The sequence below is a fragment of the Micromonospora sp. CNZ322 genome (assembly GCF_007827755.1).
Window position 1 is genome coordinate 90,998 of record NZ_VITD01000008.1, and the last position, 23,243, is coordinate 114,240.

Annotated in this window: 25 protein-coding genes, 1 pseudogene and 1 riboswitch; of the genes and pseudogenes, 19 read left to right on the forward strand and 7 right to left on the reverse strand. The window is 73.0% G+C overall.

Translation table 11 applies throughout. From position 1 onward, the window contains the following. The first annotated feature begins 64 nt into the window (after positions 1 to 64). On the forward strand, positions 65 to 715 hold the full coding sequence (locus FB453_RS19920) for a hypothetical protein (RefSeq protein WP_112601478.1): 651 nt from the start codon (positions 65 to 67) through the stop codon (positions 713 to 715). Positions 716 to 755: 40 nt separating this feature from the next. Here the strand turns inward: FB453_RS19920 and FB453_RS19925 are convergent, their stop codons facing one another. After that, positions 756 to 1,085: a hypothetical protein gene (locus tag FB453_RS19925; RefSeq protein ID WP_112582586.1), complete on the reverse strand. Its 330-nt coding sequence runs from the start codon at positions 1,083 to 1,085 to the stop codon at positions 756 to 758. A gap of 314 nt (positions 1,086 to 1,399) precedes the next feature. Here FB453_RS19925 and FB453_RS19930 point away from each other — a divergent pair, with 314 nt between their 5' ends. The 7 genes and pseudogenes from FB453_RS19930 to fabF all read left to right on the forward strand — a co-directional run bounded on the left by FB453_RS19930 (position 1,400) and on the right by fabF (position 8,132). Beyond that, positions 1,400 to 2,584 carry a histidine kinase gene (locus FB453_RS19930; RefSeq protein ID WP_145792293.1) on the forward strand — a complete coding sequence of 395 codons (1,185 nt, stop codon included), beginning with the start codon at positions 1,400 to 1,402 and terminating at the stop codon, positions 2,582 to 2,584. Further along, on the forward strand, positions 2,581 to 3,282 hold the full coding sequence (locus FB453_RS19935) for a response regulator transcription factor (RefSeq protein ID WP_145792295.1): 702 nt from the start codon (positions 2,581 to 2,583) through the stop codon (positions 3,280 to 3,282). The genes FB453_RS19930 and FB453_RS19935 overlap by 4 nt, the downstream gene beginning before the upstream one ends. Positions 3,283 to 3,330: 48 nt before the next feature. Continuing rightward, a complete protein-coding gene (locus tag FB453_RS19940; protein WP_279616386.1) occupies positions 3,331 to 4,632 on the forward strand; it encodes a PucR family transcriptional regulator in 1,302 nt (433 codons plus the stop codon). Positions 4,633 to 4,710: 78 nt separating this feature from the next. Beyond that, positions 4,711 to 5,628, forward strand: a pseudogene (locus FB453_RS19945) (ACP S-malonyltransferase); the annotation flags it as partial. Positions 5,629 to 5,633: 5 nt separating this feature from the next. Next, the gene (locus FB453_RS19950; protein WP_112582581.1) at positions 5,634 to 6,578 is read left to right on the forward strand and encodes a beta-ketoacyl-ACP synthase III; all 945 of its coding nucleotides are present in this window, start codon (positions 5,634 to 5,636) and stop codon (positions 6,576 to 6,578) included. An 85-nt stretch (positions 6,579 to 6,663) separates the two neighbouring features. Beyond that, positions 6,664 to 6,903: an acyl carrier protein gene (locus FB453_RS19955; RefSeq protein ID WP_030330276.1), complete on the forward strand. Its 240-nt coding sequence runs from the start codon at positions 6,664 to 6,666 to the stop codon at positions 6,901 to 6,903. Positions 6,904 to 6,905: 2 nt separating this feature from the next. After that, on the forward strand, positions 6,906 to 8,132 hold the full coding sequence (gene fabF, locus FB453_RS19960; RefSeq protein WP_145792300.1) for a beta-ketoacyl-ACP synthase II: 1,227 nt from the start codon (positions 6,906 to 6,908) through the stop codon (positions 8,130 to 8,132). Positions 8,133 to 8,180: 48 nt separating this feature from the next. Here the strand turns inward: fabF and FB453_RS19965 are convergent, their stop codons facing one another. Beyond that, entirely contained in the window at positions 8,181 to 8,399 is a 219-nt protein-coding gene (locus tag FB453_RS19965; protein WP_112582579.1) for a hypothetical protein, read from the reverse strand. Positions 8,400 to 8,534: 135 nt separating this feature from the next. Between FB453_RS19965 and FB453_RS19970 the strand changes: the two genes are divergently transcribed. After that, on the forward strand, positions 8,535 to 9,212 hold the full coding sequence (locus tag FB453_RS19970; RefSeq protein WP_145792302.1) for a lipoprotein: 678 nt from the start codon (positions 8,535 to 8,537) through the stop codon (positions 9,210 to 9,212). 30 nt (positions 9,213 to 9,242) lie between these two features. On the opposite strand, the gene FB453_RS19975 is transcribed toward FB453_RS19970, so the two are convergent. Both FB453_RS19975 and FB453_RS19980 read right to left on the reverse strand, forming a co-directional pair. After that, positions 9,243 to 10,976, reverse strand: a complete 1,734-nt coding sequence (locus FB453_RS19975) for a glycoside hydrolase family 3 N-terminal domain-containing protein (protein WP_145792305.1) — start codon at positions 10,974 to 10,976, stop codon at positions 9,243 to 9,245. 87 nt (positions 10,977 to 11,063) lie between these two features. After that, on the reverse strand, positions 11,064 to 11,555 hold the full coding sequence (locus tag FB453_RS19980) for a DUF3145 domain-containing protein (protein WP_091409261.1): 492 nt from the start codon (positions 11,553 to 11,555) through the stop codon (positions 11,064 to 11,066). A gap of 308 nt (positions 11,556 to 11,863) precedes the next feature. Here FB453_RS19980 and FB453_RS19985 point away from each other — a divergent pair, with 308 nt between their 5' ends. After that, positions 11,864 to 12,193, forward strand: a complete 330-nt coding sequence (locus FB453_RS19985) for a hypothetical protein (protein WP_030330285.1) — start codon at positions 11,864 to 11,866, stop codon at positions 12,191 to 12,193. Between the two features lie 74 nt (positions 12,194 to 12,267). Here FB453_RS19985 and FB453_RS19990 read toward each other — a convergent pair whose 3' ends face one another. Beyond that, positions 12,268 to 12,891 carry a carbonic anhydrase gene (locus FB453_RS19990; protein ID WP_112582660.1) on the reverse strand — a complete coding sequence of 208 codons (624 nt, stop codon included), beginning with the start codon at positions 12,889 to 12,891 and terminating at the stop codon, positions 12,268 to 12,270. A gap of 169 nt (positions 12,892 to 13,060) precedes the next feature. Here FB453_RS19990 and FB453_RS19995 point away from each other — a divergent pair, with 169 nt between their 5' ends. The 5 genes from FB453_RS19995 to FB453_RS20015 all read left to right on the forward strand — a co-directional run bounded on the left by FB453_RS19995 (position 13,061) and on the right by FB453_RS20015 (position 19,268). Further along, positions 13,061 to 14,032 (forward strand): alpha/beta fold hydrolase, encoded by a 972-nt coding sequence (locus FB453_RS19995; RefSeq protein WP_145792307.1) that lies wholly within the window; start codon positions 13,061 to 13,063, stop codon positions 14,030 to 14,032. A 107-nt stretch (positions 14,033 to 14,139) separates the two neighbouring features. After that, positions 14,140 to 16,257: an AAA family ATPase gene (locus FB453_RS20000; RefSeq protein WP_145792309.1), complete on the forward strand. Its 2,118-nt coding sequence runs from the start codon at positions 14,140 to 14,142 to the stop codon at positions 16,255 to 16,257. 106 nt (positions 16,258 to 16,363) lie between these two features. Then, on the forward strand, positions 16,364 to 17,281 hold the full coding sequence (locus FB453_RS20005; RefSeq protein ID WP_112582575.1) for a cation diffusion facilitator family transporter: 918 nt from the start codon (positions 16,364 to 16,366) through the stop codon (positions 17,279 to 17,281). Between the two features lie 118 nt (positions 17,282 to 17,399). Further along, positions 17,400 to 17,531, forward strand: a riboswitch (cyclic di-AMP (ydaO/yuaA leader). Positions 17,532 to 17,536: 5 nt separating this feature from the next. Beyond that, positions 17,537 to 18,601, forward strand: a complete 1,065-nt coding sequence (locus FB453_RS20010) for a coiled-coil domain-containing protein (RefSeq protein ID WP_373861033.1) — start codon at positions 17,537 to 17,539, stop codon at positions 18,599 to 18,601. Between the two features lie 157 nt (positions 18,602 to 18,758). Next, on the forward strand, positions 18,759 to 19,268 hold the full coding sequence (locus FB453_RS20015) for a DUF2269 domain-containing protein (RefSeq protein WP_145792312.1): 510 nt from the start codon (positions 18,759 to 18,761) through the stop codon (positions 19,266 to 19,268). Between the two features lie 20 nt (positions 19,269 to 19,288). On the opposite strand, the gene FB453_RS20020 is transcribed toward FB453_RS20015, so the two are convergent. After that, a complete protein-coding gene (locus FB453_RS20020) occupies positions 19,289 to 19,753 on the reverse strand; it encodes an SRPBCC family protein (protein WP_112582573.1) in 465 nt (154 codons plus the stop codon). 188 nt (positions 19,754 to 19,941) lie between these two features. Between FB453_RS20020 and FB453_RS20025 the strand changes: the two genes are divergently transcribed. Both FB453_RS20025 and surE read left to right on the forward strand, forming a co-directional pair. Next, a complete protein-coding gene (locus FB453_RS20025; protein WP_181518436.1) occupies positions 19,942 to 20,919 on the forward strand; it encodes a 1-phosphofructokinase family hexose kinase in 978 nt (325 codons plus the stop codon). Next, on the forward strand, positions 20,916 to 21,743 hold the full coding sequence (surE, locus tag FB453_RS20030) for a 5'/3'-nucleotidase SurE (RefSeq protein ID WP_145792314.1): 828 nt from the start codon (positions 20,916 to 20,918) through the stop codon (positions 21,741 to 21,743). Before FB453_RS20025 ends, surE begins: the two co-directional genes overlap by 4 nt. Before the next feature lie 18 nt (positions 21,744 to 21,761). Here the strand turns inward: surE and FB453_RS20035 are convergent, their stop codons facing one another. Beyond that, positions 21,762 to 22,124 carry an STAS domain-containing protein gene (locus FB453_RS20035; RefSeq protein WP_030330302.1) on the reverse strand — a complete coding sequence of 121 codons (363 nt, stop codon included), beginning with the start codon at positions 22,122 to 22,124 and terminating at the stop codon, positions 21,762 to 21,764. Between the two features lie 386 nt (positions 22,125 to 22,510). Here FB453_RS20035 and FB453_RS34280 point away from each other — a divergent pair, with 386 nt between their 5' ends. Beyond that, entirely contained in the window at positions 22,511 to 22,651 is a 141-nt protein-coding gene (locus FB453_RS34280) for a hypothetical protein (RefSeq protein ID WP_167457621.1), read from the forward strand. Between the two features lie 169 nt (positions 22,652 to 22,820). Next, complete coding sequence (locus FB453_RS20040) at positions 22,821 to 23,219, forward strand: hypothetical protein (RefSeq protein WP_091409235.1); 399 nt, start codon at positions 22,821 to 22,823, stop codon at positions 23,217 to 23,219. The last annotated feature ends 24 nt before the right edge of the window (positions 23,220 to 23,243 follow it).

The following is a 23,243-nucleotide window of genomic DNA, read 5'->3' on the forward strand; positions in this document are numbered from 1 at the left end:
CGCACCGGCAGATCGGCCCAGACGTCACGACGAAGCCATCCATCGAACGGGGCGAGGAGGCGGGATGGTCCGACACATGAGGCGGTTAGTCGCCGTGTTGGCGGGCACGCTGGCGGTGGCACTGCTGTCGCTTGGCACCGCCGGCTCGGCCTCGGCGGCGCCGAAGCCGGCACCCGCCGGAGTGGACATCACCGGCACGGGGCTGTCCGAGCCGCTGCGGTTGCACGCGGACAAGGAGCCCGCTCTCGTGGGCGCGGTCATCGACCAGGTCAACTTCCTCGCTCGCACCGGCATGCCGACCGGTCCGAAGGCAGCCAACCTCGGTCCGAAATACACTGTCGTGGTGCTCGCCGGCGAGACGCCGAAGCAGACCTACGACCTCTATCCCAAGGCCGTCGGCGGCCCCCGCGTCTACCGGCCGGCGAAGCAGCCGGACGGCCGCAAGTCCAGCGCCGGCTGGTTCCTGGGTCGGCTCAGCATGTCCGAGACCCTGCGCACCGCCGGTGTGCCGTTGGAGCGGCAGTTCGACACGGTCAGTGGCGGCGCGGGCGGCGGCGAGCGCGTGCTCCCGGAGGACACTCTCGACCCGGCGAAGGACCTCGACGAGGCGATCGGCGACCTGCAACACCTGCTGCTGCTCAACGTCGGCGTGATGCTGACCATCACGGTCGGCCTCGCCGGGATCGCCCTGCTAATCCGCCGGCGCACGCGCTGACCCGAGGCACTCGCTCAGGCGGCGAGTGCGTCGGCGGTGCTCAGCACCAGCGGCGCGGTGGGCGCTCCCGGCGGGTGGCCCGCGGCCGCGGTCGGACCGCGCCGTGCCGGTGCGCCCCGGCCCAGCCGGGAAGTTCGCTGAGGCAACCAGCGGGAACGTCCGAGTCGGGCTCGGCGAGCCCGGCGGGCTCGGCGGAGCGCTGACGCGGCAACACCGGCTCGTCATCGACGCGCCCGTGCAGTGGCTCCACCGGGTGCGATGGTGCGCCGCCGACCGGCCGGCGGTGCTTGCCAGCCGCCTGCGGGTCGTGGTGCCCCGGCCGGCAGGGCTCGCCCTGGGCGCAGCCGTGCTCGGCCTCCCCGTGCGCCATCCCCGGTCTCCTCACGCTCGCCTCACCCTCGGGTGCTCTCCCCGAGGTGCCCTGTCACCGTACTGGCCGGGACTGACGGGCCGCGCGCAGCGTACCCGGGGTCCGGAGCGGCCGGGCCTCGAAGACGCCGCCGAGCGCGGGGGCCGGTTACGCAGCTCACAGCTTCTTTTTGTGCCGTTCACCCGGCGCGTCACGGCCGAGGACCGTACTGGCGGTCGGTAAGGGTCCGCGTACCCCTTTCGGCGCATGGCGGTGCGGTCGAGGTCCTCCCCCGGTGGGAGTTCGGCGGGCGACGACTGTGGTGGGATCGGGGCATGCGTGCGCCACCGTGGCTCGACTCCGGCACCCTCGGCCGCGACCTCGTGCTGGCCGGCGCGTCGCTGGCCGGTGGTCTGGTGCTGCACGCCCTGGGGTGGCAACCGCAGGTCCGTCCGGACGGGAACGTGCCGTCGGCGTTGTTTCTGCCGCCGCTGGTGGCGGTCTGCGTCGCCGTCGGCCTACGGCGGGTCGCTCCACGCGCCAGCCTGGCCGTGGGGACCGGAGCGCTGGTGGTCGACACGGCGCTGGGCAGTTCGCTGGGCACGGTCCTGGTCTACACGCAGGTGCTCTACGACGCCTGCGTGTACGGCCCGCACCGGCTGTGGCGGTGGTTGCTGCGGATCACCGTGGCGCTGAGCCTGGTCGGAGTGGTCGTCGGCGTGCTCGCGTACGGCCAGTGGCGCGGGGCGGCGCTCGGGGTGCTGGTGGTGCTCGCCGGGCTGCTGCCGGTCCTGACCGGCATCAGTGTGCGGCAGTACCGCGATCAGGCTGCCGCCGAGCGGGCGCGGGCCGAGCAGACCGCCCGGCTGGTCGAGTTGGACCGTCGGCAGGCGGTCAGCGCCGAACGGGCCAGGATGGCCCGGGAGCTACACGACGTGGTCGCGAACCACCTCAGCGCGGTGGCCATCCACGCCACCGCCGTGCTCTCCGTGCCCGGGTTGGACAGCGGTCAGGTGGAGTCGGCGTTGCGGGTGATCCGGGAGAGCAGCGTGCAGGGCCTCGCCGAGATGCGTCAGATGATCGAGGTGCTGCGCGAGCCCGGGACCAGCGCCGACCCGGCCACGCCGGAGGTGGTCACCGCGCGGCTGGCCGAGGCGGACGGACTGGTCGACCGGGCCCGGGCGGCCGGCCTCGCGGTGCGGGTCCGGACCGATGGCACGCCGGGCGCGTTGCCGGTGGGGGTGGACCTCGCCGCGTACCGGATCGTGCAGGAGTCGCTGACGAACGCGCTCAAGCACGGTACGGGTGAGGCGGAGCTGACGATCGCGTACCGGCCGGCCGAGGTGGTGCTGACTGTGGAGAACCCGGTCCGCCGGGGCGGGGCCGGGCTGCCGGGCGCCGGGGCCGGGCTGATTGGCATGCGGGAGCGGGCCACCCTGCTGGCCGGCCGGTTCACCGCCGGGCCGCGCGACGGCCGCTGGCAGGTGCGGGCGGCCCTACCCACCGGGGAGGGCGGGTGACCGGGCCGGCGCGGCCACCGGACGCCGCAGGCGCGGCGACGGTACGGGTGGTGCTCGCCGACGACCAACCGGCGGTACGGGCCGGACTGGCCCTGATCCTGAACGGCTCACCGGGTGTCGAGGTGGTCGGCGAGGCGGGCGACGGCGACGCCGCGGTGCGCCTGTGCCGGGAGTTGCGTCCCGACGTGGCGGTGCTGGATGTGCGGATGCCGCACCGGGACGGGATCTCCGCGACCCGGGCGATCGTCGGCGATGGGCTCGCCGACGTGCTGGTGCTCACCACCTTCGACCTCGACGAGTACGTCTTCGGGGCGTTGCGGGCCGGCGCCGCCGGGTTCCTGCTCAAGGACACCGACGCCGACGGCCTGGTCAGCGCGGTACGGACGGTGGCGCGGGGCGACGGGTTCATCGCGCCAACTGTGACCCGCCGGTTGATCACCGCGTTCGCGGCCACCGCGCCAGGCGCGTCGGCGGACGCCCGGGCCGCGCTGGGCACCCTCACGCCGCGCGAGCGTGACGTGCTGGCCTGCCTCGGGTTGGGCCTGTCCAACCAGCAGATCGCCGATCGGCTGGTGCTGGCGGAGAGCACCACCAAGACCCACGTGAGCCGGATCCTCGCGAAGCTGGACCTGCGCAGCCGGGTGCAGGCCGCGATCCTGGCCCAGGAGGTGGGCCTGCCCGCTCCCCCGCAGCCGTGAGACGGGCCGGCTGGGCGCGGCGGCAGCGGTCGGCGGACCGGTGCCGACGTGGTTGGCCTGCTCACGACGTGTCAGGCTAGGGCGGTGAGCACGCCGGGCGGTGGGGAGCTGTCGGCCACGCTGCGCCGGATCGAACGATCGGCGGGGGCGTTGGCCACCTCCAGCGTGGCCCGGATGGACGAGACGCTGCCCTGGTTCCGGGCGTTGCCGGCCGACCAGCGTTCCTGGGTGATGCTGGTGGCCCAGGCGGGCGCGAGGTCGCTGGTGCAGTGGTTGCGCGAGGGCGGCGGCACGGCAGACAGCACCCAGGAGGTCTCGGACGAGGTCTTCGCGGCCGCCCCGCAGGCGCTGGCCCGGTCGATCACCCTCCAGCAGACCGTGGCGTTGATCAAGGTGACGATCGACGTTGTCGAGGAGCAGGTGTCGCACCTGGCCGCCGAGGGCGAGGAGCAGCAGCTGCGCGAGGCGGTGCTGCGCTTCTCCCGGGAGATCGCGTTCTCCGCCGCCCGGGTGTACGCGCGGGCCGCCGAGTCGCGCGGCGCCTGGGACGCCCGGTTGCAGGCGCTGCTGGTCGACGCGCTGTTGCGCGGTGACTCGCCGGACGTCCTGGCCAGTCGGGCCGCCGCGCTCGGCTGGGCGGACGCACCGCCGGTGGCGGTGGCTGTCGGTCGGTCGCCCGGCGGCGAGGTCTCCGCGGTGCTGCACGTGGTCTACCGCCAGGCCCGGCGGATCGGTGTGGAGGTGATCGGCGGCGTCCACGGCGACCGGCTGGTGATCGTGCTGGGCGGCGCACCTGACCCGCTGACCGCCACCGCGAAGCTGCTGAGCGCGTTCGGGGACGGCCCGGTGGTGGTCGGTCCCGCCGTACCGAGCCTCGACGAGGCGACCGAGTCGGCGCGGGCCGCGCTGTCCGGCTTTCGCGCCGCACCGGCCTGGCCGAGCGCGCCCCGGCCGGTGCCGGCCGCGGACCTGCTGCCGGAGCGGGCCCTCGCCGGCGACGCGGAGGCCCGTCGGCGGCTGCGTCACGATGTGTACGCGACGCTGGTGCGCGCCGGTGGAGAACTGCTGGCGACCCTGGACGCCTTCCTGGCCGCAGGTGGCACGCTGGAGAGCGCGGCCCGGGCGCTGTTCGTGCACCCGAACACGGTGCGCTACCGGTTGCGCCGGATCGCCGAGGTGACCGGGTTCTCGCCACTGTCGCCGCGCGACGCGTTCGCCCTTCAGGTCGCGCTGACGGTGGGTCGGTTGGATCCGGTCGCCCCGCTGGCCTCGCCGGTCCCGACTCAGACAATGACCCCGGCTACCCGGAAATCCGCCCAAACCGAGGATGATCCCCGCCGATCTTTGTAGGAAACCTCTAAAGGTCCTAGTGTGGTTTGGTCGAAGGCGGCACCGCGTTACCCGCCTTTATCCGGGAGAGTCATAGACGTGCTCGCCGTACTTAGTCCCGGCCAGGGTTCTCAGAAACCCGGCTTCCTGACCCCCTGGCTCGACCTGCCCGGCACTGAGGCGCGACTGCGCGACTGGTCGGCGTTGGCCGGGGTCGACCTGCTGCACCTGGGCACCGCCGCCGACGCCGACGAGATCAAGGACACCGCCCGCACCCAGCCGTTGCTGGTTGCCGCGGCGTTGCTCGCGGCCGAGCACCTGCCGCTGGACGACGTCGCGCTGACCGCCGGCCACAGCGTCGGCGAGTTGGGTGCCGCCGCCCTCGCGGGTGTGCTGTCGGCCGACGCCGCGATCACCCTGGCCGGCGTCCGCGGCCGGGAGATGGCCGCCGCGTGCGCGCTGGAGCCGACCGGAATGGCCGCGGTGCTCGGTGGCGACCCCGACGAGGTGATCGCCGCGATCGAGGCGAACGGGCTCTACCCGGCCAACCGCAACGGCGCCGGGCAGATCGTCGCCGCGGGCGCCCTGGACGGGCTCGACAAGCTCGCCGCCGCGCCGCCCACCCGGACCCGGATCATCCGACTCCAGGTGGCCGGTGCGTTCCACACCCCGTACATGGCCCCGGCCGAGACCGCGCTCGCCGCGGAGGCCGCCGGGATCAGCCCCGCCGACCCGGCCCGGACGCTGCTGTCGAACCTCGACGGCACCGCTGTCGACGACGGCGCGGCCATGGTGCAGCGTCTCGTCCGTCAGGTCACCGCGCCGGTGCGCTGGGACCTGTGCATGCGCACGCTGGCCGACCTCGGGGTCACCGGCGTGATCGAACTGCCCCCGGCCGGCACCCTCGCCGGCCTGGTCAAGCGGGAACTCAAGGGCGACGGCGCCCCGGAGATCGTCACCCTCAACACCCCGGACGACCTGCCGGCCGCACGGGACCTGATCGCCCGTATCGGAGGTCGTTCATGACTGGCAGTCGCATCGTCTCGATGGGGCACTACCAGCCCTCCCGGGTGGTGACCAACGACGACATCGCCCAGCTCGTCGACACCAACGACGAGTGGATCCGCGACCGGGTCGGCATCGTCAGCCGGCGGATCGCCGACAGTGAGACGGTCGCCGACATGGCCGCCGCGGCTGCCGGCAAGGCGCTGGCCAACTCGGGCCTGACCGCCGCCGACATCGACCTGGTCGTGGTCGCCACCTGCTCCTCCATCGACCGCAGCCCCAACGTGGCCTGCCGGGTCGCCGCCAAGCTGGGCATCACCGCGCCGGGCGCGTTCGACCTCAACACCGCCTGCTCGGGCTTCGCGTACGCGCTGGGCACCGTCGACCACGCCATCCGGGCCGGGGCGTCGCGCAACGCGATCGTCATCGGCGCGGAGAAGCTGTCCGACTTCACCGACTGGACCGACCGCTCCACCTGCATCATCTTCGCGGACGGTGCCGGTGCCGCTGTGGTCTCCGCCACCGCCGACGACGAGCCGACCGGCATCGGCCCGGTCGTCTGGGGTTCGGTGCCGGACAAGAGCGACGCGGTCCGCATCGAGGGTTGGCGCCCGTACATCCAGCAGGAGGGGCAGTCGGTGTTTCGCTGGGCCACCACTGCGATCGCGCCGCTCGCGCTACAGGCCTGCGAGCGGGCCGGGGTCGACCCGTCGGAGCTGGCCGCGTTCGTGCCGCACCAGGCCAACGCCCGGATCATCGACGGCATCGCCAAGCGGCTCAACATCCCCAACGCGATCATCGCGAAGGACATCGTCGAGTCCGGCAACACCTCCGCGGCGAGCGTGCCGCTGGCCCTGTCCAAGCTGGTCGAGCGCCGGGAGGTGCCCTCGGGCGCACCGGTGCTGCTGTTCGGCTTCGGCGGTGGCCTGACCTACGCCGGTCAGGTCGTCCGCTGCCCCTGATGACCCCCTCGGGCGCGTACGCGTCCAGGAGTGGCGGTCGGCGACGCCGGCCGCCGGAGAACCCCGATGAAAGGAACCAACCGCAATGACCCGTGACGAGATCACCACCGGCCTCGCCGAGATCCTCGAAGAGGTTGCCGGGGTGAACCCGGACGACGTGGCCGAGGGGAAGTCCTTCACCGACGACCTCGACGTCGACTCGCTCTCCATGGTTGAGGTCGTGGTCGCGGCCGAGGAGAAGTTCGGCGTCAAGATCCCGGACAACGAGGTGCAGAACCTCAAGACCGTCGGCGACGCTGTCAGCTACATCGCGGCGCAGTCCTGATCATGAGTCGTCCTGACGTCGTCGTCACCGGGCTCGGCGCGACGACCCCGCTTGGCGGGGACGTCGCGTCGACCTGGGACGCAATGCTCGCCGGCCGCTCCGGGGTGAGTGCCCTCACCCAGGAGTGGGCCGCGCAACTGCCGGTCCGGATCGCCGCCCAGTTGGCAGTGGAGCCGTCCGAGGTGCTGGACCGGGTCCGCCTGCGCCGCCTGGACCGTTCCGAGGCGATCGCGATCATCGCGGCGCAGCAGGCCTGGGCGGACGCCGGCCTCGACGGCTCCGACCTCGACGGGGAGCGGTTGGCCGTCAGCGTCGGCTCCGGCATCGGCGGTGCCACCACCCTGCTCGCCCAGGACGACATCCTGGAGGCCTCCGGGCCACGGCGGGTATCCCCGCACACCATCCCGATGCTGATGCCGAACGGTCCGGCCGCCTGGGTCGGGCTGGAGCTGGGCGCCAAGGCCGGCGTGCACTCGGTGGCCAGCGCCTGCGCCACCGGCGCCGAGGCGATCGCCCTCGGTCTGGACATCATCCGCTCCGGCCGGGCCGACGTGGTGGTGGCCGGCGGTACCGAGGCGGTCATCCACCCGCTGCCGATCGCCGGCTTCAGCTCGATGCGGGCCATGTCGACCCGCAACGACGACCCGGAGCGGGCCTCCCGCCCGTGGGACCGGGGCCGGGACGGCTTCGTCCTCGGCGAGGGCGCCGGCATCGTGGTGCTGGAGCGGGCTGAGCACGCCGCGGCCCGGGGCGCCCGGGTGTACGCGCGCCTCGCCGGCGCCGGCATCACTTCCGACGCGTACGACATCGTGCAGCCGCACGCCGAGGGCGAGGGCGCCATCCGGGCCATCGCCAAGGCGATCGCCGACGCGGACGTGGCCAAGCGGGACATCGTGCACGTCAACGCGCACGCCACCTCGACCCCGGTCGGGGACATGCTGGAGATCGGCGGGCTGCACAAGGCGCTCGGCGACCACCCGGTGCTGTCCGCGACGAAGTCGATGACCGGTCACCTGCTCGGTGCGGCCGGTGCGCTGGAGTCGATCGCCACCATCCTGGCGATCCGCGACAGTGTCGTCCCTCCGACGATCAACCTCGACGACCCCGAGCCAGGCCTCACCCTGGATGTCGCCGCGCACAAGGCCCGCCACATGGAGATCCCGGCCGCGTTGAACAACGCGTTCGGCTTCGGCGGCCACAACGTGGCGCTCGTCTTCGCCCGCCCCTGAGATCCCGCGAAGGGCCCCTCCTCGTCGAGAGGAGGGGCCCTTCGTCGTTCAGCCTCGGTTGCGGGGGTGCTGTTTCGCGGTGCGCTCGTTGCCGTGGCGGTAGTTGCCCGTCCAGCGGGCCATCACCAACTGCGGATCGTCGTCGACCTCGGCGAGGAACTCCGCGGCCCGAGCGCCGCGCAGCGTGCCGGCGACCCGGCCGTGGTGGGTGATCACCACAGTGCCGTCCGCCCGTTGCACGTGCCGGAATCCTGCTGCCGCTCCCATGGGGTGAGGCTGTCAGACCGGCCGGGGGCGAGGCGACCGGATTTTCGCTCGCACGGGCACACGACCCCGATTGACGTCGAGAGACCGCACGGCTTAGATGGGCCGACTGAAGATCGACTGACGGGGATCACCACCATGGACACTCGTACCCGCGTAGCCGTGTCGGCGGCGCTCGCCCTCGGCCTGCTGGCCGGCTGCGGCGACGACGACGCCGACGCCGCTCCCGCCGGGCCCGCCGCCGGCCCCCCGGCCCCACAGGCCACTGGTGAGCCCTGGTACGACGAGACGACCCCGGCGTCGCCCGGCGGCACCACCGGCGGCACTGGTTCCCCCTGCCCGGTACCGGTGACGTTTCCGCTGGCCGACGGGTGGACGGCGAAGGCGATCGAGCCTCCCGAGGGCGAGCTGGCCGAGCTGGTCGGCGAGGCGCTCACCAAGCGCGGCGGCACGACCGTGCGCTGCGAGGTGGACGGCCGCTCGGCCGGCGGCGGATTCCTGCGGATCTGGGCGGCGGACTCGCCGACGGCCACGCCGCGCGCCGCGCTGGAGAGTTTCGCCGCCGGGGCCGGCGAGACGGTCGCCGGGCAACAGTTCCGTGACCTCCGCGCCGGCGGCTTCGACGCCACCGAGATGACCTGGCTCGCCACCAACCCGCTGGTCGAGGAGGAGGAGCAGTCGCGGAACTGGGCGCTGGCCGTCCAGTGGGCGGGGCAGACGCTGGTCTTCGCGGTCAACGAGGGGCTGATCACCGAACGGACCGACGTGCTGCCGGCGTACCGACTCGCGGTGCGAGGGCTCGCGAAGGGCGAGTGAGGTGGGCGCTGACCTGGCCGTGCCGGACGGTCAGGTCCCGCAGGTCGTCGCGGGCAGTCCGGGAACGGCCACCGGGGACCGGCCGCCCGGCCGGGCCTTGCCGGCGAGCACGGCGGCCAGGGCGGTCATCGACGCCCGGCTGGAGGAGTACGTCGCCAGCAGCGTCGGTGACTTCGCGTCGGCCAGCACGTACGGGGTGTCCATGGCGACAGTGACCGCCGCGCCGGGGCTCAGGTCCTTGGCGCCGTCACCGTAGCCCACCAGGTGCACGATCGTGCCGCCGCTGGGCTTGACCTGCACCCCGGCGGCGGTCAGCGCGGCTGTCAGGGTGGCCCGGGTGCCGTCCCGACCGCCGGACGAGGTGACGGTGACCGGCCCGCGTACCGCTTTGCCGCAGGCGCCGCGCAGCACGGTGACGGCTGCGGCGGCCAGAGCGTCGGCCGCCGCCCGGTGTGCCGGGGTGTTCACCGTGGACATCTGCGCCGCCGGCAGATCCGCGAGCTGGAACTTCATGGTCAGCACCCGGGTGACCGCCTCGACCAGCCGGGTCCGGGGCAGCGATCCGCCGCGCAGCGCGGCGAGCAGCCCGTCGTACGCCTGACCGACGTTCGGGGTCATCAGGATGAGGTCGTTACCGGCATTGAGCGCCCGGACCGCCGCCTCGCCGGGAGCCCAGCGCATCGCGGGCGGCATGTTCATCCCGTCGGTGATCACCACGCCCTTGAAGCCGAGTTGGCCGCGCAGCACGTCGGTGAGCAGCTTGTGGGAGAACGTCGCCGCGGTCCCTGGGTCGATCGCGCGCGCGTCCAGGTGGCCGGACATCACGGCCATCGCGCCCGCGTCCATCCCGGCGGTGAACGGCGGCCACGCGCCGCTCTGCAACGCCGCGGCGGACTGGGTGAGCACCGGAAGGTCCTGGTGCGAGTCGTCGGCGCTGTGGCCGTGCCCAGGGAAGTGCTTCAGGGTGGCCGCGACCCCGACGGCCTGGAGGCCACGGACTGCGCCGCCCACCTGCGCGGCGGCCTGCTTCGGGTCGGCGCCGTACGACCGGGAGCCGATCACGGTGCTGCGGGTGGCCAGCACGTCCGCCACCGGGGCGAAGTCGATATTGATGCCCATCGCGGCCAACTCGGCGCCGGCGGCCCGCCAGGCGGCCTCGGTGAGCTTCGGGTCACCGGCCGCGCCGGCCGCGAGGGCGCTGGGCAGCACTGTGACCCCGTCGGTCACGCGGGTGACGACGCCGTACTCCTGGTCGGTGCCGATGAGCAGCGGCGCCGAACCGGCGGCGAGCCGACCGGCGGCGGTACGGAGCCCGGTGGTGAGCTCGTGCACCTGCTTGGGGTTGTCGACGTTCGTGGTCTCCTGGTTGCCCTTGGTCGGGTCGTCGGCGCTGAAGCCGACCAGGATCAGGCCACCCAGTCGGTACTTGGCGATCATGTCGGCGGGGGTGTCCACCCCGGCGAGGGCCTGGTTACCGGCCGCCGAGCCGGCGGAGACCTTCGTCGCCGAGTCGCCGTAGGCGTACGGCATCAGCACCTGGCCGACCAGGTCCTCGTCGGACAGCGTCGCCACCAGCGCGGCGGCGCGGCTGGCGGGGTCGCTGGTCGGCGGCGCGGCCGGGACGCTCGGGCCCGCGGACGTGCCGACCGGGCTAGGCGTCGGCGTGGGACGCTCCGGGTCACCTGAGCAGCCGGAGACGAGCAGGGCGGTCAGGGCGGCGACAGCGACACTGGCGCGCCACGGGCGATTCGACACGCCGCCCATCCCACCAGCTTCTCCCTTATCGGGGCAACTTGACCTTACCGGTCGTCACCGGCGCCACGGCGTACGGCCAGCGGCCCGTCCGCCGGGTCAGCCGACCCGAGTGAGCAAGGTCACCGGGGCGCCGTCGCCGGCGTACCGGTAGGGCTCCAGGTCAGCGTCCCACGCCGTGCCGAGCGCCTTGTCGAGGGCGTGCGCCAGCGCCTCGGGGGCCCGGGAGGCCGCCATCAGCGCCCGAAGGCGGTCCTCGCCGAGCTGGATGTCGCCGGCCACACCGACCGTCGCCCGGAACAGGCCACGGGCTGGCACGTACATGAAGCGCTCACCGTCGGCGCCGGGACTCGGCTCCTCGGTGACCTCGAAACGGATCATGGGCCACTGCCGTAGGGCAGCAGCCAGCTCGGCGCCCGTCCCCGGACGACCGGTCCACCCGCACTCGGCCCGGCGTGCGCCGGGGTCGACGGGCTGAGCCGTCCACTGCAGGTTGACCGGCGCGGCTAGGACGCGCGCGATCGCCCACTCGACGTGTGAGCACACGGCGAGCGGGGTCGAATGGACGTATACGACGCCACGCGTTGGCACGGTGACCTCCCGGAGAGCGAGGTGCGTCTTCCCCTACGACCTCGTCCATCCAGGTGGCTGCTGCAACACATGATGACTCCTGTGACGCATGGTGCGCCAGGGAATCGGAAAAAACGCCGGGTGGAATAGCCGGACGGGTGGTCGCCGTTGCCTCTCAGGACACCGCGACGACCAGCATGATGTCGTGGTCCTGTACAGTTCCACCGGCGGCTTATGCCGCGTTACACCTTCGCGGGTCGAGTCACGTACGACCCGCACACAGCCCCCGGACGTCCAGTCCTCCCGTACGTCTTGCAAGGAGTACCTCCGTGGCGAGCAACACCTCTAAGACCGCGCGCGCGTCCGTCCGGGCCGGCCAGGCTGGCCAGGGTGGCGCCCTCAGCGTGCTGGGCGAGTTCAAGTACCTCATCCCGCTCAACGGCGGCAAGCACGCCTACGTGCGGAACCTGACCAACGGCAAGACCGCGCACCTGCGCACGGACTCCGACGCCTTCGTCGAGGAGATCCGCGTTCTGGCCGCCGCCGGCCACGCCGCCAAGATCCGGGCGGAGATCAACAACCTGGCTGCCACCCACCCGGGTGACGGCTGGGAGGCCACCGAGAAGCGCCTGGTCGCGGCCGGCGTCTTCGAGGGCTGAGCCCTCCCCCACCGCACCAACGCAACCGCCCGCCGGGAGTTCCCGGCGGGCGGTTTCGCATGTCCCGGGCCGGGTCAGCCTGGATCGAGCAGGGCGACCTCGCCGCTGGCCAGGTCGTAGAGGCCGCCGACCACGGCCACCCGGCCGGCAGCCACCGGCGCGGCCAGCAGATCGTCCTGGCGCAGGGTGCGCACCGTGCGCCGGACGTGCCGGCGGATCGCCAGCGGCTGCACCGCCGGATCGTCGAGCCCCGCCTCGGTCACCGCCGGGGCGATCTCGTCCACCAGGTGCGCCAGCGACCCACCCGGACGCTGTCCGGTGCGCAGCGCCTCCACCGTGGCCTGCACCGCGCCGCACCGCTCGTGGCCGAGGACCATCACCAGCGGTACGCCGAGTTGGCCGACCACGTACTCGATCGAGCCGCGGACCGCGCGATCGAGCACGTGCCCCCCGGTACGGATCACGCAGATCGCGCCGAAGGTCTGGTCGAAGATCGCCTCCAACGGCACCCGGGAGTCGATGCAGCCCAGCACCACGGCGTACGGCTGCTGGTCGCCGGAGGCCGCGGCGGCGGCCGTGACGTCGTGTCCGTGCACCGGCTGGCCGCTGACGAACCGCCGATTGCCGGCGAGCAGGTCGGCCAGCGCGGCGCGGGGCGTACCGCCGGCCTGCCGCCCCTGCCCGGACGTCGCACCCATGGGCGCTCCCGACGACACCATGCCGTTCAGCTTGGCCCGCCGCCGTCCGGCACGGGCGAGGTCGGGAATGTTCGCCACGGGGCGATTGGCGTGGTGTCATGGCGGGTAGCCGGTGTTACCGCCGGGTATCCCGGTGCTGGTGGTACTGGGCGGCCCTGGGGAGGTGGCGATGCCGGAGCGGTTCGAGGTCGGTCTGCCGGACGGTGTGCGGCTCAACGTCGAGGCGACGGGTCCGACGGACGCCCAGGTCACCGCCATCCTGCTGCACGGCTGGACGCTGGACGGGCGCGCCTGGCACCGGCAGGTCGACGCGCTCACGGCACTGCCGTTCGGCGGTGCGGTGCGGGTGGTCGCCTACGACGCGCGGGGGCACGGCCGGTCCAGCTGCATGGCGCTGCCCACTGCCACAGTGGCCCAGTTGGGTGACGACCTGGCCGCGGTGATCGACGCGGTCGCGCCGACCGGCCCGTTGGTGCTGGTCGGGCACTCGATGGGCGGCATGACGATCATGGAGTACGCCCACCGCCACCCCGCGCACTTCGCCGCCCGTACCGCCGGCCTGGTCTTCGTCTCGACCACCGCCGAGGGGCACACGCACACCGTCTACGGGCTCTCGCCGCGGATCGCCCGGTTGATCCGGCTGGCCGAGACGACCGGCGCCGGCGTGCTGGCCCGGTGTGGCTCGTGGCGCGCGCCCCGGGCACTGCTGAACGCGCTGCGACCGAGCATCCGGTGGATGCTCTTCGGTGACCGCTGCGAGCCGGCCGACATCCGCCTGGTGACGTCCGCAGTGGCTCGGGCCTCGCTGCGCTCGATCGGCGGGTTCCGCGCCTCCATCGGCACCCAGCACCGACTGGACACCCTCGCCGCGTTGGCCCACCTGCCGGCCGCCGCCCTGGTCGGCGACCGGGACCGGCTGACCCCACCGCCGTGCGCCGAGTCGATCGCGGCGGCCCTGCCGGCCACCGAGCTGACCGTCTGCCCGGGTGCCGGGCACATGCTGATGATGGAACGTCCGGACGAGGTCAACGCCGCGCTCACCGGCGTGCTGCGACGGGTGCTCGCCGAATCGCCGCCGGCCCACCGTGGCGCATCGCCGCCCGCTCACCGTGGCACGGCCCCCGCCGAGGCGGGTGCCTGAGCACGTTCGCGCACCTCGGGCGCGGCGGGTCGGGCCCAGGGCCGTACTCTTCTCGGTTGGCCCGCGCGGTTCCCGCCGCCTGCCGGCGACCTCTGAAGGAGCGTGCGTTGACCGACCAGACCGGCCTGGAGCAGGAGATCGCCGTCGAGCAACGACACCTCGACCGGGTGTACGCCCGACTGGCCGAGCTGCGGCAGTCGGCCGTCCGCGCCGAGCGTGACGGCTACCGGATGGCCCGGGTGGGCACGCACGGCGCCCTGGTCGAGCGCGACGCGATGGTCTTCCACGCGGCGCAGCGGCGGCACACCCTGGACGCCGAGCACGAGGGGCTGGTCTTCGGCCGCCTGGACCTGCGCGACCGTCAGGTCCTGCACGTCGGGCGACTGGGGATCCGCGACGAGAACGCCGTCACGCTTGTCGTCGACTGGCGCGCACCGGCCGCCGCCGCCTTCTACCAGGCCACCCCGGCGCAGCCGCTGGACGTGGTACGGCGCCGCACCATCCAGTCCCGCGCCGAGCGGGTCACCCGGATCGAGGACGACCTGCTGGACCCGACGGCCGCCCCGGAGGGGATGACTGTCGTCGGTGACGGCGCGTTGCTGGCCACCCTGTCCAAGGCCACCGGTCGGGGCATGCGTGACATCGTGGCGACCATCCAGCGGGAGCAGGACGAGGCGATCCGCTCGCCCGGCTCCGGGGTGACGATCGTCGCGGGCGGCCCCGGCACCGGCAAGACCGCTGTCGCCCTGCACCGGGCCGCGTTCCTGCTGTACTCCGACCGCAGCCGCTACGCCGGCGGCGGCATCCTGGTGGTGGGCCCGTCATCGGTCTTCGTCGAGTACATCGGCTCCGTGCTGCCGTCGCTCGGCGAGGACACCGCGACCCTGCACTCGCTGGGCACCCTCTTCCCGGGGATGACCGCCACCCGCCCTGACCCGCCCGAGGTGGCGGCGGTGAAGGGCTCGCTGCGGATGCGCCGGGTGCTGGAGCGGGCGGCCCGCGACGCGGTGCCGGGCGGCCCGGGTGAGCTGCGGCTGCTCTACCGCGGCACGCTGCTGCGGCTGGACCGGGCCGCGCTGGACCGGATCCGGGACCGCGCGCTGCAACGCGGCGCACGACGCAACGAGGTGCGCCGGGCCGGTTTCGACGGGGTGTTCGCCGCGCTCTGGGCGCAGGCCCGTGAGCTGAGCAGCGGTCGACTGCCGGAGCAACCGGCCTTCGAGGCGGAGATCGCCGAGCGGTCGGAGTTCCGGGAGTTCCTCAAGGCGTGGTGGCCTCGGCTGCACCCCCGGCACGTGCTCGGCTGGCTGGCGCAGCCGGACCGGCTGCGCCGGTACGCCGGGGGGATTCTCTCCTCGGCGGAGGTCCGGCTGCTCAACGCCGCGTACCGGAACCTGGACTCGGCCGGGCTGACCATCGCCGACGTGGCGTTGCTGGACGAGTTGGACGCGCTGCTCGGTAAGCCCGCGCAGCCGGCCAAGGCGCGACGCGACCCGTTCCAGCTCGCCGGTGGCGTCCGTGAGCTGAGCACCCTCGGCGAGCGGCAGCGGGCCGCCCGCGCGGCGGCCCGGGAGCGTCCGGAGGACTACCGGGAGTACGCGCACGTGGTGGTGGACGAGGCGCAGGACGTCTCGCCGATGCAGTGGCGGATGATCGGTCGACGCGGCCGGCTGGCCTCCTGGACCGTGGTGGGCGACCCCGCGCAGACCGCGTGGACCGGCGATCCGGAGGAGCTGACCCGAGCCCGCGACCAGGCGCTGGGCCGGCGCAAGCGACACGACTTCACGCTCACCACGAACTACCGCAACTCGGCGGAGATCTTCGCGGTGGCGGCGGCGGAGATCCGTCGGCTCTACCCGGACCTGCCGCTGCCAACCGCCGTGCGCTCCACCGGGGTCGAGCCGGTGGAGCTGGTGGTGCCCGCGACGGGGTTGGAGACCGCGACCGTGGAGGCCGCCGCCGGCCTGCTGGCCGAGGTGGAGGGCACGGTCGGGGTGATCACGCCGGTCCCCCGCCGGGACGAGGTCGCCGGGTGGCTGGGCGCGCTCGGCGCGCCGAGGTTGCAGGTGGTGACCAGCCTGGAGGCCAAGGGCATGGAGTACGACGGGGTGGTGCTGGTCGCCCCGAGCGAGATCCGGGCGGATCCGGGCGCCGGGGTGCGCACCCTGTACGTGGCGCTCTCCCGAGCCACCCAGCGGCTCACCACCATCGACCCGACCGGCTGACGTGTGCGGACTGCCGCCAGCGGAAGGCCCTGCCCGTACACTTGCACACATAGCGATGTGAGCATACATTTGACCGGGTCCCGACCAGCGGCGGAAGGTGGTTCTCGTGGGCGCAGGTCATGACCACCACCATGGGTCCGTCGCCAATGCCGCACACCAGCACCGAGGTCGACTCTGGGCGGCGTTCGGGTTGCTCGCCACCCTGATGGTGGTCGAGGCGGTGGCCGCCCTGCACACCGGCTCGCTCGCCCTACTCTCCGACGCCGGGCACATGTTCACCGACGTGCTCGGCATCGGGATGGCGCTCGCTGCCATCACGGCGACCCGGCGGGCCACCGGCGACCCGCAACGCACCTTCGGGCTCTACCGGCTCGAGGTGCTCGCCGCGCTGGCCAACGCCGTCCTGCTCTCCGGCGTCGCGATCTACGTGGTGATCGAGGCGATCCGCCGTTTCGGCGACCCGCACCAGGTCATCGCCGGCCCGATGCTCGCGGTGGCCGTGCTCGGCCTGCTCGCGAACATCGCCGCCTTCGCGCTGCTGCGCGCCGGGGCCCGGGAGAGCATCAACCTCCAGGGCGCCTACCTGGAGGTGCTCGGTGACCTGCTCGGCTCGCTCGGCGTCATCGGCGCGGCGCTGCTCATCACCGTCACCGACTGGTGGTGGGCCGACCCCCTGGTCGCGGTCGCCATCGGCGTGTTCATCCTGCCGCGCACCTGGCGACTGGCCCGCGCCGCCATCCGCATCCTGGTGCAGGCCGCCCCGGAGCACCTCCAGGTGACGGCCGTGCACGACCGGCTCGCCGCCGTCCCCGGGGTCGTCGAGGTGCACGACCTGCACGTCTGGACACTCACCTCGGGCATGGAGGTCGCCTCCGCTCACCTGACCATGGCGCCCGGCGCGGAGGTCGGCGCGGTGCTCACCGCAGCGCGTACGGCCCTGCATGACGACTTCCGCATCGAGCACGCGACGTTGCAGATCGAGCCCGGCGCCGCTTCTGGAGCCTGTGGCTCCATCGAATGGTGACGGAGCCGTAATTTTCCGTGGTGACGCACGCACCGTCCGTCACAATGGCTGCAGGGGCCCCACCGGCACCGGTAGGCTCGGTCCCGGCCTCCACCAGGCGGCGCCCTCCCGGCGCCGGTGGCGGTCGCCGCCTAATCGCCCAACTGGGCGAACCGGGGAACCATGTTCCTGGGGTGTATCCGCGTCAGCGGTAGGGATCTTCCGTCCCGAACCCGTCAGCTAACCCGGTCGGCGGCTGACGGAAGGACATGCGCAGTGGCACCAGCACGACCACCCGCCGCCCGCCTGGCGGCCCTGATCGTCGCGATGTTCGCCCTCGGCGTCGCGCTTCCGGCCGGCACCGCCTCGGCCGCTCCCCCGACCGGCCTGCGGGCCGCCGCACCCGACTCCGACGAGGAGGGCGGCACCCCGGCGTTGCGGGCCCAACTCGAGGCGGCCAGCAAGGGCTACCTGGACGCGAAGCGCGCCCTGGACACCTCCGTGCAACGGCAGAAGCAGCTCGCCACCCAGCTGAAGACCATCGAGGTCGAGATCGAGCAGCGCAACGGCAAGGTCGGCGAGATCGCCGAAGTGGCCTACCGCACCGGTCGGCTCGGCGCGATGTCGGCGCTGCTCAACAGCAACACCCCGGAAGGCTTCATGGACCGGGCGGCCGCGCTGGACGCGGTGGCCGCCAACGAGGACCGGGTGCTGCGCGACCTGCTGAACAGCAAGGACAAGGCCAACCGCACCCGCGTCGGCCTGGACGGCGAGATCAACGAACAGCGCAAGCAGGTCGCGGTGATGGCCAAGCGCAAGGAGCAGGCCGAACGGGCCCTGACCGTGGCCACCGCACCCAAACCGCAGACCACCGCCGACACCGGCTCCAACCGGGGCACCTCCAGCGCCAACGCGACGGCCGCGCCGCGCAACTCCGACGGCTCCTGGCCCTCCGAGTCGTGCAGCGTCAACGACCCCACCCCGGCCAGCGGCTGCATCACCCCACGCACCCTGCACGCGCTCAACCAGGCCAAGGCCGCGGGATTCACCCGGTACGTCTCGTGCCACCGCCCCAGCGGCTCCGGTGAACACCCGAAGGGCCGGGCCTGCGACTTCGCGGCGCAGAAGGGCGGCTTCGGCGGGGACGCCACCGGCGGCGACAAGACGTACGGCAACAACCTGGCCGCGTACTTCATCCGCAACGCGGACCGGCTCGCCGTGCTCTACGTGATCTGGTACAGGCAAATCTGGCTGCCCAGCAGCGGGTGGAAGTCGTACAGCGGGGCGCACGGCACCCCGTCGACCGACCACACCAACCACGTACACCTGTCGGTCTACTGACCCTCGGTCTACTGACCCACGCGTCGTGATGCCTGTGAGTCGTCGTGATGACTCACAGGCATCACGTGCGTCCGGGGCCGGGCTACGTCGCCGGGCGTACCCCTGATGTCGTCGCTCGTCGGACGACCCGGCCGCGGTCGGCGGGCAGCATCGCGGTATGCCTCGGATCCGACCCACCACCCGCAAGGCGCTGCTCACCCTGCACCTCGTCACCTCGCTCGGCTGGCTCGGCGCCGACCTGGTGCTGCTCACCCTCGGCATCGCCGTGCAGCGAGGTGCCGACCCGGCGGTGGTCTATCCGGTCACGGCCCTGGTCGGCACGGTGCTGTTCGCGCCGCTGAGCGTCCTGGTCTGGCTGATCGGAGTCGCCAGCTCGCTACTCACCCCGTGGGGTCTGCTGCGCCACCGCTGGGTGCTGGTCAAGCTCGTGCTCACCACGGTGATGGTCGGGCTGGTGCTGTTCCTGCTCACCCCGAACCTGCGTCACGCCGGAGCGGTCGGCGCCGCCCTGCCCGCCCGGGATCGCGCCGACCTGGTCATCGCGCCGGCGGTGTCGACCAGCCTGATGATCATCGCGACGGTGCTGTCCACCTACAAGCCGTGGGGCCGGCGTCCCGCCACCCGACCCGCACGCACGAGCCGTGATCGCGCTGTAGCCACGAAGTAGGCGGGCGGCGCGGGCGCGGGTCAGGTGGGCGGGGGGTTGCCAGTGCGGTCGAGGGCGGCGCCCAGCCGGGTGGCGAGGGCGAGGTGAGCGGCCTGGGCCTGGCGGAACGCGTACCGGAACAGGGGCCTCGGCGCGGTCAGGGTGATCTCGACGTCGATGCGGACCAGGCCGTCCGGCTCGGCGCGCAGTCGGGTGTGGTTTCGCACGGTGGTGGCCGGCCACTGGCGGGCAACCATGACGATCTCGTCGGCCTCGCTGATCAGCACGTCCGCGTGGTAGGTGGTCCGGAAGCGCAGCGGACCGGCCGCCAACCGGTCGTTGATCGTGTAGCTGGCCTGGGCACCGGGCCGGGGCGGCACCCGACGAACCCGGACGATCAGCGGATGCAGCTCGCCCTGCCGGGTCAGGTCGCTGAGCAACGCTGCCGCCTCGGCAGGTGAGCACCGGGCCTGGACGGTGTAGCTGAAGGTATCGCTGCTGAGCACACCGTCTCCCGCCGTCGTTGGTCGCCCGATCGTCCCGTACCGATGTCTGGCTGGCAACGCCCCGGGCCCTCAGCGCCGCTCCGGACCGGGCCGATGCGACGACCTGTCACCACCTGCGCCATTAAGGTCGGTTAGTACAAAATCTTCCGAAGGTGCCGGAGGGCGGCCAGCATGAACGGCGACGAGCGATGAGTGGGCACGTGATGGTCTTCGCGCCCACTCCACAGCTGACGGTGACGGTGGACCAGCCCAACGACCACCCCGAGCTGCACCTGCACCCTGGTGGGCAGGGCGTCTGGCAGGCCCGGATGGTGATCTCCCTCGGAGTCGACGTGGTGCTCTGCGCCGCCCTCGGCGGTGAGATCGGCCAGGTGCTGGAGCCGCTGCTGGTCAGCGAGGGCGTGGACCTCAAGGTGGTGGTCCGTGACTCCGGCAGCGGCGGGTACGTACACGATCGCCGCGAGGGCTCCCGGCAGGAGATCGCCGACGTGCCCGGGCAGCCGCTGAGCCGGCACGAGATCGACGAGCTGTACAACCTCGCCCTCGGCGAGGGCCTGCGCGCCTCGGTGAGCATCCTCAGTGGGCCGAACGAACCGTGGCTCGTACCGGCCGACCTGTACCGACGCTTCGCCGCCGACCTCGGCGCGAACGGCGGACGGGTCGTGGTCGACCTCTCCGGCGATCACCTCGGTTCGGTGCTGGAGAGCGGTGTGTTCTTCCTCAAGGTGAGTCACGAGGAGTTGATCCGCGACGGCCGCGCCCGCAGCGACGACACCGAGGAGCTGACCCGGGCCATGTACGAGCTGCACGCGGGCGGCGCCGAGACGGTGGTGGTGAGCCGCGCCGACCAGCCGGCGTTGGCGCTCATCGACGGGGAGCTGTTCCAGGTCGAAATGCCCCGGCTGGAGGCCGCCGACCCGCGCGGCGCGGGCGACTCGATGACGGCCGGAGTGGCGGCCGTCGTGGCCAGGGGCGGGGACATTCGGACCGCCATCCGCACCGGCGCCGCCGCTGGGGCGTTGAACGTGACCCGGCACGGCCTGGGCACCGGGCGGCTGGACTCGATCACCGGTCTGGTGGACCGGGTCCGGCTGGTGCCGGCGGACAGCCGGCAACAGGAGCGGACCACCCCGGACGAGTTGGCCGGCCGGGTGGTCGAGCGATGACCCTGCGGGTGTTGATCACCAACGACGACGGGATCGCCGCGCCGGGCATCCAGGCGCTGGCCTGGGCTGCCCGGCAGCGGGGCCTGGACGTCGTGGTGGCCGCACCGATGGAGGAGGCGAGCGGCACCAGCGCCGCGATGAGCGCCATGGAGCGCGACGGGCGGGTCGTCGTGAACGACCACCCGCTGCCGGACCTGGCAGGTGTGCCGGCGTACGGGGTCGCCGGGTCCCCGGGCTTCATCACGCTGATCGCCCTGCACGGGGCGTTCGGCCCACCGCCGTCGGTGGTGCTCTCCGGCATCAACCGGGGCGCCAACGCCGGCCGGGCGGTGCTGCACTCCGGGACCGTGGGCGCCGCGTTCACCGCCGCCACCAACGGCTGCCGGGCGATGGCGGTCTCCCTCGACGTGCTCTCCGCCGGCGAGGCGACGGCCGCGAGCGGTGGCGCCGCCGTGGACGCCGCCGCGCGGGTACGCGACGCCGAGCGGCACTGGGGCACCGCCGCGCGGGTCGCCCTGGACCTGCTCCCCCGCTTGACCTCCGCGCCCACGGAGAGCGTGCTCAACGTGAACACCCCGGACCTGCCGCACGGGCAGTTGCGCGGGGTGCGGCGCGGCACCCTGGCCAGCTTCGGCCAGGTGCAGATGACGGTGGCCGAATCCGGCCACGGGTTCGTCCGTACCTCGCTGGAGGAGCCGGGGCAGGCCGCACAGTCGGGCACGGACGTGGCGTTGCTGGCCGCCGGGTACGCGTCGGTGACGGCCATCCGAGCGGTCACCGAGGCGACCGACATCGACCTGACCGGCCTGGACGAGCAGCCCTGACGGGGACGCCCGGCGCGCTCAGGCGCCGGGCAGCACCTCGGGGGTGGCGGCACCGGCGAAGTAGGGCTCCGGGGCGCCGAAGAGGCCGAGCAGGCCGGTCACCCAGAGCTGCCGGTGCACGAACCGGCTCGGCTCAGTGACCACCAGCTTGACGTCGCTGACCTCGGCTGTCTGGAAGCCGGCGACCATGGCGCTGATGCCGACCGAGTCGATGAAGGTGACCAACCTCATGTTGAGTTCGATGCGCAGGGGGCGGCCCTTGGCCAGCACCTCTGCGATCGCTTCGCGCACCTCGTACGCTGTGTCGACGTCGATCTCACCCCTTGGGGCGATTTCCACGACACCACCGGACAGAACCGACTTCACGATCGACAGGCTCACGCGAGCACCTCCACCCGCCCGTCCCCCGGGCGCCTCATCAGTACGCGGGCCGCGACCGAGAGTATTCCTCCGACGGCCTCGGTCGCCACCCCTCGGGATGAGCAATTCGCGGATCCGGGCCCACAAAGCCACCCATATCCGCACTTTTCAGTATCTGATTACTCAAGACTTTTCGTTATCTGACCATCGACGATCGGTCGTGACCGACGCGCCGCCGAACCAGGGTAGCGGTCCGGACCCGGCGCGCCCGACAACCGGCCCATGACGTACGCCTGCCCCGTGTGCCGTCGGCGTGTCGCCCATCGCCGGCCGTCGCGATCCGCGTCCCCGGTTGCCGATGCGCCCTAGCATCGGCCGGGACACCACCGCGACGGAGAGGATCTTCGATGATCAAGCGACTTGCCGGGCTGGCCGGCGTCGGTGTTCTGCTCGCCCTCGTCTTGGCCTGCGGTTTCGGTGGCGGGGGCGACGATGACGACGATGACGACGACTTCGCCCGCGGGGTCGCCGTGTCAGCGGTGCGCTGAGTCGGTGGCGCGCCGGGTTCCGGCGCGCCGAGCTACCGGTGCTCCGCGGAGGTCGGGGTTTGCGTCCGGCTGACGCGGGGCACTGCGGGGTAGGCGACACCGTGACGCGCTGGAAAGACGCCGAAGTCCGAAGTGGCCGGCGGCTTCGGCACCCGAGGAGGTAACCACGATGTTCGGAACCAACCTGCTGGACCGCCGCAGCAAGCCGGAGCGGATCGCGGACCAGGCCTGGGAGCACCTGCTCTCGGCCGTCAGCTATGCCGGAGACAGTGTGCGGGACACCGCCCGTTCGGCCCGCCAGAACAGCAGCGACCTCGCCGACGGGGCGGGTGACCTGGTGGGATCCGCGGCCGAGGAGGCGCGACGCCGAGCCTCGCTGGCCTTCGACGCGCTCGCCGGGCGCCAGCCGGCACTGCCCTGGACGCTCCTGATCGGCGCCGCGCTCGTCGGCGCGGCTGTCGGCTGGGCCGTCGGCTCCGCCGCGCGGGCCGCCGGCAGCCGGGACGACCGTGCCGTCGACGACGTGGAGTTCGTCGACGTCGACCGCCCCAACTCCCCCGCCATCTGAACGACAGCACCACCACGGGCCCCG